The 13973-nt window shown below is 65.2% G+C and carries 9 protein-coding genes; all 9 read right to left on the bottom strand.

Going from position 1 to position 13973, the window contains the following annotated elements; all coding sequences use genetic code 11:
- Positions 1 to 2337: 2337 nt before the first annotated feature.
- Complete coding sequence (locus tag Q0967_RS11490) at positions 2338 to 3504, bottom strand: ISL3 family transposase (RefSeq protein ID WP_366942544.1); 1167 nt, start codon at positions 3502 to 3504, stop codon at positions 2338 to 2340.
- 540 nt (positions 3505 to 4044) lie between these two features.
- Positions 4045 to 5292: an ISL3 family transposase gene (locus tag Q0967_RS11495; RefSeq protein WP_298750853.1), complete on the bottom strand. Its 1248-nt coding sequence runs from the start codon at positions 5290 to 5292 to the stop codon at positions 4045 to 4047.
- A gap of 285 nt (positions 5293 to 5577) precedes the next feature.
- The gene (locus Q0967_RS11500; RefSeq protein WP_298750318.1) at positions 5578 to 6684 is read right to left on the bottom strand and encodes an FtsX-like permease family protein; all 1107 of its coding nucleotides are present in this window, start codon (positions 6682 to 6684) and stop codon (positions 5578 to 5580) included.
- Positions 6681 to 7382 carry an ABC transporter ATP-binding protein gene (locus Q0967_RS11505; RefSeq protein WP_298750321.1) on the bottom strand — a complete coding sequence of 234 codons (702 nt, stop codon included), beginning with the start codon at positions 7380 to 7382 and terminating at the stop codon, positions 6681 to 6683. Before Q0967_RS11505 ends, Q0967_RS11500 begins: the two co-directional genes overlap by 4 nt.
- 3 nt (positions 7383 to 7385) lie before the next feature.
- On the bottom strand, positions 7386 to 8498 hold the full coding sequence (locus tag Q0967_RS11510; RefSeq protein WP_298750323.1) for a peptidoglycan-binding domain-containing protein: 1113 nt from the start codon (positions 8496 to 8498) through the stop codon (positions 7386 to 7388).
- 1781 nt (positions 8499 to 10279) lie between these two features.
- On the bottom strand, positions 10280 to 11335 hold the full coding sequence (locus tag Q0967_RS11515) for a peptidoglycan-binding domain-containing protein (RefSeq protein ID WP_298750325.1): 1056 nt from the start codon (positions 11333 to 11335) through the stop codon (positions 10280 to 10282).
- Between the two features lie 45 nt (positions 11336 to 11380).
- Entirely contained in the window at positions 11381 to 11842 is a 462-nt protein-coding gene (locus Q0967_RS11520; protein ID WP_298750327.1) for a hypothetical protein, read from the bottom strand.
- A gap of 720 nt (positions 11843 to 12562) precedes the next feature.
- Positions 12563 to 13270: a hypothetical protein gene (locus Q0967_RS11525; protein WP_298750329.1), complete on the bottom strand. Its 708-nt coding sequence runs from the start codon at positions 13268 to 13270 to the stop codon at positions 12563 to 12565.
- Positions 13271 to 13310: 40 nt separating this feature from the next.
- Positions 13311 to 13868, bottom strand: coding sequence for a hypothetical protein (locus tag Q0967_RS11530; RefSeq protein WP_298750331.1), 558 nt, complete (start codon positions 13866 to 13868; stop codon positions 13311 to 13313).
- Between the last annotated feature and the right edge of the window lie 105 nt (positions 13869 to 13973).

Genomic DNA, 13973 nt, shown 5'->3' on the forward strand with positions numbered 1-13973 from the left:
GATGCCCTACCCGCGCTGACCGCCTGACAACCCCTGTCGAAGGAGCACAGCGCTACACCACTACCCGGGACTTGACCCTCTCCCGCCGCTATGGAGGGGCTCGGCGGTCGTCGCGTAGTTGCAGCTTTGGCTCAGCACGGACTACGCGACAAGTGTCATGGTCTCGGCGGGGGGCCCGTACGAACCTTGGCCCCAAGTAGCCCCGACGTCGACAAGATGCACGCAAGATGCACGATCGGGTCGAAGCGAAGGCCCTGACACGCGTTTGCGCTGGTCAAGGCCCGTTCATCTAGGTGGACGTGAAGGGACTCGAACCACGCACGTTCGCTCCGGTCTGTGACCGTTCGGCCAAGTCGCCCGACCGCTGCGGTCTACATGCAGCGGGAGCGGGGATTGAGACCGCGTGCCACCAGGACCTCCTTGTGCAGGGCCCAGGCGGGTCCCTGCTGCAACCCATAGAGCACCAAGGGGAGGAGTGCAGCGAAGGCGGCCCGAGCCTCGGCTCGCTGGCCGTTGGTGAACGCGTCGAGGACAGACCGGAGCAGGTCCGGGAACTCGCAGGCGGGCATCATGCCCACCGCTCCACGGACGTATTCCACCAGGCAGTACATCGCCGTCCTCCAAGGGCCCTGCCCGATGCCCGAAGTACCACTGCTGCCGACGGAACTCTGATCATCGGTCGCTGACCCCATTCGACAATCGATGAGGATGGGCGTGGGGGTACCTCAGAGAAGAAGCTCATGTGGAGCGTGATCGCTACGTCGATGTCACCAGACTGCTCCCTCCCCTCACTGATCTGCAGCGGGCAGACATGAACCAGGAGCTCTTCGAACCCGCGGCCCTGGGCCTTTGCCTGTACATGGGGTCCTTGAGGCAGGGATAGGGAACAGGCCAGCTCGAGGCCGAGCGGGCCACCAGGGCCAACAGCTGGTTCTAAGCGAGACGGCTTGGACGAACTTGGCGAGCGCAGGACATGCACTATGCGGACTAGATCTCCGCGAAAACCTCCAGACGCTTGACGCGCGGACTCATAACCCATAGCCTTGGCAGTACTCAACGAAAACTGGAGGGGATCATGCACGTGAAGCGCAAAATCGTGGGCTTCGCGTGCGCTGCCGTTCTTACTGTAGCGAGCGCTCCATCTGCTCAGGCTGTCACGGAGTACACGGGATCACAATACTGCTCCACGAATCAGAATGCCGCAATACAAGGGTACCACCAAGGATATCAGAATCACCGCATTTACGACTTCCAGGGTGGTGTCGTGAAGTTTAGGCAACTTCCATACTTTGACAGTTACGCAATTTATAGGGCAACCAGCAAGGCTGGATTGTCACAGTCATATAGGATGGGGAACGCTTCCGGTTACGCTTCGATAAGCCTACCGTCCGTTGCCGCCTTCTGCACACCGTACTGAGCACCCGGGTCTTAGGGTGCGCGTCTCTCGCCGTTTACGTCTCTGGCCCTCCACAGCGCTTTGCTCGCTCGGCGCTCTGGTCATCTCAGGGTGCGCATCTTCAGACAGTCCGGCAGGAGCCACCGGAGTACAAGTCGACAGCAGAGGAAGCGAACTGGAAGATTACGCCAAGTCGCTGGGCATCGATGACCCGCCGTCAGTCGAGGTCGTTCGTGAGGTGTCACCTGAAGAGCAGGTGGACGCAGTACGGAGTTGCATGTCCGAATTCGGCTACGCGGTCTCGGATCCCGAATCAGGTTACTTAGACTGGGAAGTGCCTCAAAGCCAGAGCGACTCGTTCTATCTCGCGGTGTACACGTGCAACGCTCGTTACCCTATCGGTGAGGACTTTCAAGGGGCCCTAGATGAAGCGGGCCGTGGTTCGCTATACGACCACTGGGTCACTGAAACCATCCCATGTTTAGAAAAACTTGGATACTCAGTCGATGTACCTCCGACGCGAGAGTCGTTCGTTGCTGGCGTTGCGTGGGACCCTCGGGCGTCAACTATGGAGCAGGTTCTGGCAGACGTTGACGAAGGTCGCTGGGCCAGCGAAAATACCGTTTACGTGGATGAATGTCCTGCGGATCCGTAAGCTATCACACGAAACAACAGTGACCGATGGGCAACGAGTGGGATTGGACCTGAGCTGGCCTGCAGCCGGGCCCGCCCATGGCGCCGCTCACCCGACAGGATATGCAGTTGCTTGGACAACTGCCAGCGGGCGTCATCATGCGGTCAGCGGCGCCGCCTATGGCTCAGGGGTTGTCATCTAGTTTCTCATGGTGTCTATGTGACTGAGAGATCGGCGATTCGACGGCCTTCTCTAGCGCTCACTTTGCGCCTCCCCAAAAGCGTGAGGCTGATACATTCACGGCTCTTCACAATCCAGGGTGTAGTTGAGTTCTAAATCTGCCGGCCTCGAGGATCGCTTTGGCAATGTAGTGGGTGAGGTTGCGGAAGCCCACGGCCAGGCCACGCAGGTGCTCGAGTCGACCGTTGACGGCTTCGGTAGGTCCGTTGCTGGTGCGGGGCCGGTCGAAGTAGGCCAGGACGTCGCAGACGCGCCTGGCCAGGGTGCGTCCGAGCTTGCGCAGCTCGACCAGCGGCGCCGGTACACCGTCGGTGAGGGCGTCGATGACCGAGCGCATCTCGATACGGCCAGCGCCCGGTCGGCGTCCCGGTAGGCGGAGACCATCCGCTGGTAGATGCCCCAGGTGACCTCGACCTCCACATGCCGCTCGTTCGCGAACAGCCCGTCGAGGCGCTCCTGCTGGCGGTCGGTGAGCAGGTCGGCGCCTGTGCAGGGTCCGTCGCGCGGAGTAGAGCGGATCGCCCTTGCGGCCGCGGTGGCCGTGTAGCTCTTGCTGGACTCGGCGCCGGCACTCGTTCAGGGCCTCACAGGCCAAACGCACCACGTGGAAGGGGTCCATGACCGAGACCGCGTCCGGAAGCTCTTCGGTGGTGGCGGTCATGAACCCGGAGAAGGCGTCCACCGCGACGACCTCGATGCCCCTCCGCAAGGCCTGGTCACGGTCGGCCAGCCAGCCCTTGAACGCCTTCTTGCTGCGGCCATCGACCACGTCCAGCAGCCGGGAGGGCCCGGTCCCGTCACGGACCAGGGTGAGGTCGATGACCACGGTGACGTACTTGTCGCCCTTGCGGGTGTGCCGCCACACGTGCTGATCGACGCCGACCACGCGGACGCCGTCCAGGCGTGCGGGGTGGTCGATGAGGAGGCGTTGTCCTTCGGCCAGGACGGCGTCGTTGGCGCTGTTCCAGCAGACCCCAGCCCCTCGGCGACGCGCGCCATCGACAGGTGCTGGCGCACGATGCCGACCAGACCCCAGCGCAGGCCGGTTCGGGAGATCTTCGCCCGCGGCGCCGCCGCGGCGGCCGTGTCCTCGCGCCACACGTGCCCGCAGTCGGCGCACCGGTAGCGGCGGACGGTGACCATCAGCGTGGTCGGGCGCCACCCAAACGGCTCGTGCGCCAGCTGCCGGGTCACGGTGTCCCGCGGGACGCCCCGGCACCCGCACCGTCGGCACCAGTCGTTCGGTTCGACGACCCGGCAGGCCAGCACCGCACGGTCAGATTGAAGCAGCTGCCCGGTGACCTCCAGGCCGAGGTCGTCCAGGCCGGTGAAAGTGGTCAGGTCAGGGCGCGTGAAGGTAGCGTCGGGCATATCGTCTTCCGGGTGGCTGGCGTAGGAACCCCCATCATCGGAAGACCTCGACACTCACCCTCGGAACGACGCGCCCGCCCCTCTACACCCTCATCTGTGAAGAGCCACACTTCACATAGGTGCATCATCTCTGTACACCCGTCCAGCGACCTGCGAGTTGATGGCTACGATGCACGAGGGGTGCTTGTCGCGGAACGGTGGCGTGTGGTCCAATTTGTTCTCGGGCGGAGGCGCGACAACCGACAAGAAATGTTCGCCATTAGGGTAAGACAGAGCTCTCAATAGTCTGTGACCTCCACGCTCCGTACCTCGCAGCCCGTCGAGGCGCTGCCGTCGCCCCGCCCCGGAGAGGAAGGGCTACCAACACGCGGCCATAACCGGCTCTTCGTCTTTGAGGGTGGGGTCATAGGTTCAGGCCGCCGCCGATGAGGAGCATGCGTAGGCGGTAGTTCTCGAAGTTGGTGAGGCCTCGGGCGATGCGTCGGTGGAGCTCGATGAGGCCGTTGATGGCCTCGGTGCCGCCGTTGGTGGCGCCGGTGTCGAAGTAGGCCAGGAATGCCTCCTTCCACGTGCGCAGGGTCCGGCCCAGGCGGGCGATCTCGGGGATCGGGCAGGAGGGGAACGAGTCGACGATGCGCTCGACGATCTTGCGGCCCTCGGCCTTGTCGACCTGCTTGTACGCGGCGCGCAGCTGCTGGGCGCACTGCCAGGCCAGGTCGACCACCTCGTGCTCAGGGCGGGCAGCGAACGCCCGCTCGATCCGGGCGCGCTGCTTGTCGGTCAGGTTCTCAGCGCCGGCGCGCAGGATGGTCTGGATCCCGTACAGCGGGTCGCCTTTGCGGCCGCGGTGGCCGGTGGTGTCCTGTTGCACCCGCCGCCGCACCTCGTCCACGCACTTCGTGCCCAGGGCGACCACGTGGAAGGCGTCCAGGACCGCGGTCGCGTCGGCGAGCTCGTCGTCGATGGCGCTCTTGTACCCCTGGAAGGGGTCGAGGGTGGCGACGTCGACGCCAGCGGCGAAGTCCTGCCCGCGCTGGGTGAGCCAGCCGGTGCACGCCCTCTTCGACCGGCCCGGGACCAGGTCCAGCAGACGTGCCCTGACCTGCCCGTTCTCATCGCACGTCAGGTCGACCATGCCGGTCAGTTCCTTGGGCCCGCGGCCACCGTCCTCGGGGGCCTTGGTGGACACGTGGTGCCACACGTGCTCGTCCACGCCGAGGGTGGACAGCCCGGCGAAGCGGGTCTCGTCATCGGCCGCGGCGGCCAGGATCGGCTTGATCGCCGACCACACGATGCGCCACCGAACGCCGAGCTGACGGGCCACACCCTGCACCGAGGCGTGCTCGGAGCGAATCTGGGCGATCGCCCACCGCGCCGCCCGCGTGGTCAATAGCCCGCGCGGGCGCACCAGGTCAGGCACCTGCTCGGTGAACGTCCGCACCTCGCAGGCGTCCTCGCGGCACCGGTACCGGCGCTTGCGCCACAGCAGCACGACCGGGGTGTCGAAACAGGGCGCGTCGACCAACCGCACCACCCGCCGGCTGTGCGCCTCGGCCACCGTCCCGCAGCCCGGGCACCCCGCCGGTTCCGCGGCTGACTCGATGGTCACGGTGAGCAACTCGGGCTCCCGACCGACGTCGGTTACGTGCAGCCCGTCCAGCCCGTCCAGCCCGGCGAGCAGGTCGCAGTTGTGGCAGTACGCGCCGCCGGTGCCCAGGGCATGGCAGCACGACGTAGGCTGATTCACGTCGAGGTCCTTGAAGATCAGGAGAGGTAAGAGTCCCCTGATCATCGGGGACCTCGACCCGTCCCGGCCTCACCCAGCGCGTCGGCGCGCCGCCCTCACCCCACCCTCGAAGACGAAGAGCCCCATAACCCTTACACGAAGCATGTTCAAGATGTCGGGCACTATGGCCCATGGCTTAAAATGGCCGGGTCATGGGGTGCGGAGGATGCGGACGGGGTCTCGGGTGGCGGCGTAGAGGGCGGGGGGTATGGCGGCGGTGGTCGCGGCGATGAGGGCGAGGGTGGCGGTGCCGGTGGTGAAGTCGGCTGGGGGAATGTTGTCCTGGCCCAGGCGGGCGGCCAGGGCCAGGCCTGCCGCGACTCCGAGGGCGGCGCCGAGGATGGCGGGGGCGAGGGTGCGGCCGATGACAAGGGTGATGATGGTGGCCCGGGTGGCCCCCAGGGCGCGGCGGCGGCCGAGGTCCTTGCGGCGGACGAGGACATCGGCCAGGACGACGATCGCCACGAGCAGGGCCCCGCCGCCGAGCACCCCGAGCAGCAGGGTCGCGCCGAACGCGGCTAGGTCACCGGTGACCTGGGCCTGCAGGTCGGCCAACGAGACGGGGGAGGTGATGGTGACCGCGTCCGGGGTGGGCGGGTCGACCAGCGCCAGGACACTGGCCTGGGTGACCTGCGCTGCCGATGCGTCGGTCAGCACCACCTGCAGAGTGTCTACCGGTTGGTCGGCGGGCGCGACGTACAGCACCCCCGCGGCGTAGTCACCGAACGGGTCCCGCGGGGTGAACGTCCCGACCACCGACCAGTCGTCGACCTCGCTGGTCGAGGCCAACGCGACCCACCCGAACGGGTCGGCCATCCCGAGCTGTGTCATCGCGGTGTCGGTGACGATCGCCTCCCCCTGGCCGGGCCAGCGCCCGGCCTGCAGGTCGGCGACCGCGGTCAGGTCACCGTGCACACCCCACGCGGGCACCCGGGTCCCGCCCTGCCCAATGACCCCGTTGACGACATCGACCGGGATCAGGGTCCCCACCCCACGCTCGACCGTTGACAGGGTGCTGGCCTGGTCCACCACTGTCGCCGGCAGCAGACCCTCGCCGCGGGCGTCCGCCACGGCCAACACCCGCGACCCGGCCTCGTCCAACCGGTCGGTGAGCTGTTGCTCCGCGGCGGCGGTGCGCCCCACGGTCGCGATCGTCGCCGCGCACATCACCGCGACCAGCAACCCGACCAACGCCGAGGGCACCTTGGACGCCCACGCCGTCGCGGCCGCCTCCCGCACCACCAGCACCCACCTCACAGCGCGAGCACCTCATCGGCATGGTCCAGCACGAACGGGTCGTGCGTGGCGATCACCACCGTCCGCCCCTCGGAAGTCCCCCTGTCGGGGCCCGAGCCTGCCCCCTTATCGGCACTCTCTGCGGCCTGGTCGGCGCCGCCGGCGGCTGCGGACAATGCGGCCAGCACCCCGGCGGCGTTGTCCCGGTCCAGGTTGCCCGTCGGCTCGTCAGCCAGCACGACCACCGGGTCGGTCACCAGGGCACGGCACACCGCGACCCGTTGCGCCTGCCCACCGCTGATCTCCCCCGGCCGGTGACCCGCCCGCGCCGAGACCCCCATCTGCTCGAGCAACCCCGACCCGCGGGCCCGGGCATCGCCCAGCCGCCACCCGGCATACAACGCCGGCTCGATGACCGAGTCCAGCACGGTCCGGGTCGGGTCCAACGCCGCGTCCTGGAACACGAACCCGATGCGGTGCGCCCGCACCCGCGCACGCACCGCATCCGGCGCGGCAGAGACCGCCTCACCGCCCAGCAGCACCCGTCCCTGCGACGGGGTCAGCATCAACCCCAGCACGTACAACAACGTCGACTTCCCCCGCCCCGACGGCCCCGTCACCGCCGTCACCACCCCCGGGGTGAACACGTGGGACAACCCCCCGAACAGCTCCTCCGCACCTCTCGCGTAGGCGAACGACACCCCCTCCAGGGCCAGCACGGCTCACCCTCCCCCGGTCTCATCGCCACCATCACCCGGTGCCTGCACCGGGTCCCCGGCCACCAGCACCCGCAACCCCTCCACGAGCCCCTCACCTTCCACGATCGCGACACCCTGCCCCGAGCCGGCCACCACCACGTCCACCCCCCCGTCCTCGGTCACCACGTACGCGCTGCCATCCGCGCGGGTCCGCACCGCCGCCGCCGGCACACTCAACCCCTCCACCCGCGGCACCACCACCACCTCAGAGCGCACCGTCACCTGCTCATCCCCCGGCAGCACCCCGCAGTCTTCTCCGCAGACCGGCCCACCGCCCGGCGCGGTCAGCTCGAACACCGTCGACCCTGACTCGTCCACGCTCGACCCCGCGATCACCCCCGTCCACTGCCGGCCCTCGAAGCTCATCTCCACGGTCGCCTCCGCCGGGATCAACCGAGCCTGCTCCGCGCTCACCACCACCTCGAAGTCCCGCTCACCCGTCGGCGCCAGCACCGCGTCCTCACCACCCGACACCTGGGCCCCCACACTGATCACCTCACCGACCGTGACCGTGGCCGGCAGGTCCGGCACCGCGACCAGCTCCCCCAGGCCCACCACCCCAGACTCCGGCAACCCCTGCTCCTCCTGCCACGCCTCGACCGCATCCTCCGTGCCCTGACCGAAGTCACCATCGGCCTCAACGCCCAGGTACCCCCCAGCGACCAGCAGCTCCTGCAACGCGGTCACGTCCTCACCGCGCGCACCACGGGACAGCTCACGCCAAAACGGTTCTCCCGCCTGCACCACCCGCACCGGTGTCCGCCCCACCACGTACACCACAGCACCGGATTCCACCCGGCCCGGCGACGTCGAGGTCACCACCCCCGACAACCCGTTCACCGCCACCACCCCCACCGGTTGGCGCACCGTGGTCGACAACGGCAGCGACCGCCCCACCGACCCCTGGACTACCTCACCCCACACCACCTCACCGGCCGGCGAGCTCGACTCGCCCACCGAGCTGTCCGGCAACGTCGCCCGCGACGCCCACCACCCCGCGCCACCCACCAGCACACACAGCACAAACACCAGCACCACACCCCATGCGCGCCGACCGACGCCCCCATCCCTCACCATCCACGGATCCTCTCACCTCTGGCTTACTCCGAGCGGCTCCAACACGAGCAATGGCCCCTCCGAAGCCGTCAACAGACGCCTTGGGCACCTCAGCGGCCTGCCCTCGGATGTCGCAACCTCGCCCACGAGGTTACAAGCGCTCCCCGTGGCTGGCCGGTTCAGACCACAGCTATGTCTTGCTTTGTCGTAAGCCCTCTGGCGGTGTTCACGAGGCTGTCTATGCGGCTGACTGGAGCGGTCCCACATTTTCCTTCGGATCTCCTTGCGCGAACCGCTAGCTCGTTCAAGGGTGACGTCTTTGAGACGTCGAACCGCTCCCGCAGCAAGAGCGACTGGCCGCGCTGATCCACTACAGGGAGTCAACTGGAGTCGAGGTGCGAAGTGGCGGCAGACTGGCCTGGTAGCCGCAAGAGCCTACTACTCTTGGTCATAGAACGGAACGGTCATTTAACTTCACGTCACATCACAGGTGCCTGTCTGTCAGTCATTAGGCGCACACGTCGTACCACCGCCCCGACTAACCTGTCTGACTCGAAGCTTGGTCGAGGAGGCGACGACGCAGCCAGTCTTACCCACACTCCGGGCGCCTCCACTGAGCAGGGCAGACAAGACGCCCCAAAATCAATGAACCCGCCAGGAAATTCACCCAGCGTATTAAGGGCAGCAATGGCTAGATTCGAACGTGCGCGAGCTCCATCTAGTTTTCGAACACTTGCTCCAAAGGCGGCTGAGGGCACGTCTCCAACGCTTCCATCACGCCATCCTGTCCAAGACTGGTATACGGATCCCACGGCGGCGATCCACCTCCACCAAGGCTGGCCAAGTAAGTTTCTACGTACACCTCAGAGCTTGGAGGTTCAGTGGTGTCAAAACCATTCTCACGTAGGCAGTCGACGACTCCCAACTGCAGCTCGTAGTATTCTGAAAGCTCCGCTCGTGTTGGCGGGGGCGGCATCGGCGGATGCCCCCCGACGACTCCATCACACGTTTCAAACGCGCTTTGAGCTGCGTTAGCAATCTGGTCTGTGTCTCTCCCAGCGGGCTCAATACCGTCTCCCGTTTCCATTACTCGCATCGGCACGCCCTGTTCGGTCATGCACTTCGCCATATCGGTGTAGTAGATGCGAAGACTGCCCGCGAACTCTGCGTAAGCATGCTCGTTGGAGAGATTCTCATCTTGCTGCGTGCAACCCCCGAGTGCAAACGCAATTATAACCGCTGAGAACCGAAGAGCGTGCCTTTTTCTAAGCATCTTCTCGGCACCGGCAGACGCGCGGTCTGATCCAACCCTCAGACACTGCGGCAAGTTCCGTAGGTGTTCGTTTCGTTGACAATCGAATAATACTGTTCGTTCACCTCAACTTTCCAGGTACCACCAGGTCCATAATACCCTCTGGTCGTCCAGCCGGTAGAGGAATAGAAACGGAAAGTTCCCCCAGGAGACTTGTGCCCGATCTGGCCATAGGTGTTACCTATAGAATACGGAACGCGAGGACTACAGTAGCTTGCGGTGACTGTGCCCTGCTCGCTCTTGCTCAAAGTATCCGCTTGGGCAGGTGTCGCCAAGACGGATAGACCCAACAGTAATGCAGCTGCAGACGTAGCAGTCGCGGTGGTTCGAGTGAATCGGTTGTTTCTGATCATGTGATATCAAATACACGATTCGCTTGCGACGTCAAGGAGTCGCCGGTCGATTTGACCAAATCTTCACCGGCTCTTCACAGATGAGGGTGTAGAGGGGGCGGGATGCCCAGGTGACCTCGACCTAGGGCCAGCACGGCTCACCCTCCCCCGGTCTCATCGCCACCATCACCCGGTGCCTGCACCGGGTCCCCGGCCACCAGCACCCGCAACCCCTCCACGAGCCCCTCACCTTCCACGATCGCGACACCCTGCCCCGAGCCGGCCACCACCACCTCGACCTGCCCGTCCTCGGTCACCACGTACGCGCTGCCATCCGCGCGGGTCCGCACCGCCGCCGACGGCACGCTCAACCCCTCCACCCGCGGCACCACCACCACCTCAGAGCGCACCGTCACCTGCTCATCCCCCGGCAGCACCCCGCAGTCTTCTCCGCAGACCGGCCCACCACCCGGCGCGGTCAGCTCGAACTCTGTCGACCCCGTCATCGCATCCACGCTCGACCCGGCGATCACGCCCGTCCACTCCCGGTCCTCGAAGCTCATCTCCACGGTCGCCTCGGCCGGGATCAACCGGGCCTGCTCCGCGGTCACCACCAGCACGAAGTCCCGTTCCCCCGTCGGGGCCAGCACCGCGTCCTCCCCGCCGGACACTTGACCCCCCACCACCACCGACTCCCCCAGGGACACCGTCGTCGGCAGCTGCGGCACCGCGACCAGCTCGCCCAGACCCACCACCCCGGACTCCGGCAACCCCTGCTCCTCCTGCCATGCCTGCACCGCATCCTCGGTCGCCTGACCGAAGTCACCATCGGCCCCAGCCTCCAGGTACCCCCCGGCGACCAGCAACTCCTGCAACGCGGCCACATCATCCCCCTCCACGCCCCGGGACAGCTCCCGCCAGAACGGTTCTCCCGCCTGCACCACCCGCACCGGTGTCCGCCCCACCACGTACACCACACCACCGGACTCCACCCGGCCCGGCGACGTCGAGGTCACCACCCCCGACAACCCGTTCACCGCCACCACCCCCACCGGCTGCCGCACCGTGGTCGACAACGGCAACGACCGCCCCACCGAACCCGGCACCACCTCACCCCACACCACCTCACCGACCGGCGAGCTCGACTCGCCCACCGAGCTGTCCGGCAACGTCGCCCGCGACGCCCACCACCCCGCGCCCGCCGCGCCTACCACAAGCACAAGCGTCAGGAGAATGGCGGATATTCGGCGCACCGCGCGCTACTCCGTTGCTTCGGAATCATCGAGGGATGGCAAGTCCGGGCATTGAGTCACCCACGCGTTCATGTGGTCCAAGAATCCGTCAGTCACAGCCTGCTGTAACTCGAGGTTGAAACGCTCAGCATCAACCCAGGTGGGATTAGCAAGAAATGCTTCTTCGGATGGCATCTGCCCCAGGTCAATGCCGAACGTTTTCTTCATGCATGGCACCCACACCAATTTTTGGTGATCGTAAACCCTTCTCCAATCATCGGCCGTTGCATCTTGGGCATAGTCAAATTCCAAAGGATACTGTACCCTACAAATTTCGTCCGCACGCATGAAATCCTCGTCTTGAGCCTCAGTAAACGGCCCATACTCCCTACTGCCATCCTCTGCTATGCCTGATGGGGGGAAGCCGGCGTCCTGGAGGCAGGTGGCCAAAGTCTCAGGCAACTCTTCGGCTGACACGGGACGGATCATCTCAATACTCTCGGCACCGTTGTCATCTTGGTTGCCCCCGGGACCGACGCTCCCTGCTCCACAGCCTGTTAGGACGAGCGCGGCCAGAAAAGACACTACTGACACCCCTTGACGTTCCATGCGACCTACACTACCTTGATGAGCAAGGCTATGGCCACCGAGTGAGGGGAACAAATGCACTGACTCAGCGCATATTCGTATACTAATCCAGTCTCGATACGCAGATAGAAAGATGACGACGATGATGTCTCGCAAAGTTTGGAAATGGCTGACATGTGGCTCAGCCGCGGCTGCTCTTGCCTTCGGAACGGCAGTTCCGGCACAAGCGGCCGGAAGTTGGACAAACTGGAGCCCCAACTGGCCGCAATGCTCTGACGGAAGAACCTTGAGTCTTACGACACAGATGAACCCTGGGAACCAGGCTCACGGGTACAAGAGCACGAGCAACGCCACTACGTATCGGTATTCTGCGCACTATACCGGCTGGTACAGTTCCAACGGCGCCTGGTCGAAGTCGAAGATTAGGTACAAGGACTTCGGCAACAGCACCTGGGGTACGTTTTGCGCGGGATGAAGTAGCCCTAGGTTTCGGAACGCAGGTCAACAGAAGCGACCTGTTGTAGAAGAGACGCCTTTCGCAACGAAGGACGACCTCCCTTCTACATTGGATCCGGTCTGCTGATCCGGCCCGAACACACCTGTCCCTGGCCTCCCCGGGCCTTACCTGCCGCTCCTGAGCTCGTCGGCTGGAGGGGAGGGCGGGCACGCGTCCAAGAACTCCTCGAAAGAGCCCCACCGACCGGTCGACAGAGCGTCCTCGGTGACCTGCTGCTCCACCTCCCGCACCGGATTCCACCGGGACTCCGGTCCGGTGTCCAGAAACGTCTGCAACGTCGGCGGATCAGAGACCTCGTACCCGAGCTCGCGGATGCACGGCACCGTCACCTCGACCTGGTGCTCGTACACCCGAGCCCACTGGTCCTCCGTCAACGGCTGGGTGTAGGCGAAATCGATCGGGTACCGGCCCACGCACACGTAGGTCGCCACGGCGAAGGCCATCATCTGGTCCTCCCCCGGGATGTAGGAGATCTCGCCCCCCTCGCGGATCGGAGGAAACCCCTCCTGCTCGAGGCAGTCCGCCATGAGGTCGAACTGCTCCTCCGGTGTCACATACCGCACCAGCTCGACGTCCTCAGGAAGCAGCTCGCTCGGCACCGAATACATCTCCGCCACAGACCGCATCTGTTCCTCACGTGAGACACCGCGATCATCCGGATCATCACTCGACGGCGCAGCGACGTCGGTCTCCGAGGCTGGCGTGCACGAGGCAAGGAACGCAGTGACGATCACGATCCCGGTGATCTTGACCGCCAAGCTTGACCCGGTGGCGGTCCCCACACCACTCTTAGGCATCTTCCGCCTGCTCATTCACCGATCTTGTCACAGGCCGGCGCTGGCCTCGTGTCGATTATCCGAGGGGTTCATTCTGTGGGCAGCGGTCCTCCACCTTGGACCACTTGACGTCACCTGACACAGTCTGGTCGTAGACCTCGGCCCCGGGGACCCACCCCATACCTTGCTCGGCCAGGTAGGTCTCCAACGACGGAGGCGTGCTCACGGTGATGCCGAACTCTGCCACGCACGGCACGTACTCCTCGACGAGATACTTGTAATGAGCCGTCAGAGACTGCTCCACGGACACATCGGTGTACTCGGCGGCCACCGGATACTGTGCATCACAGATGTACTGATCGAGGTCCAGAGCGTCCTGTTGCTCGACCGGGACCTCGTGGATGAAGATGCCGCCGTCTTCGATGTCCACGGGCCAGCCTCGCTCCTGCAGACACTCACCAATCAGCCGCAGCCCGTCACCCCCGGGGGTCGTTTCGCGGACCACCTCCACAGGAGGGGGATCCTCGATCCCGTACATGACCGCGAGCTCGGCCAAGAACTCCTCCCGCGTCGAGCCGCCCGCCGTCGTGGCGACCTCACCGTTACCGGCCTCAGATGGTAGGCCGACATCCACGCTGGGACTATCGGGGGTGCACGCTGAAAGAACGACGACAAGGGCCGTCATAGCACTCATGGGTATAGCCGACCTTCTTCGAGATCGGGAAATGGTCGTTGGTGC

This window comes from uncultured Serinicoccus sp. (assembly GCF_947500995.1).
Classification (GTDB): Bacteria; Actinomycetota; Actinomycetes; order Actinomycetales; family Dermatophilaceae; genus Ornithinicoccus.

Bases quoted from the DNA above. Each gene is read 5' to 3' on its own strand.
- Q0967_RS11520 (WP_298750327.1), bottom strand. From the start codon at position 11,842: ATGATCCGTCCCGTGTCAGCCGAAGAGTTGCCTGAGACTTTGGCCACC.
- Q0967_RS11525 (WP_298750329.1), bottom strand. From the start codon at position 13,270: ATGAGCAGGCGGAAGATGCCTAAGAGTGGTGTGGGGACCGCCACCGGG.
- Q0967_RS11510 (WP_298750323.1), bottom strand. From the start codon at position 8,498: ATGGTGAGGGATGGGGGCGTCGGTCGGCGCGCATGGGGTGTGGTGCTG.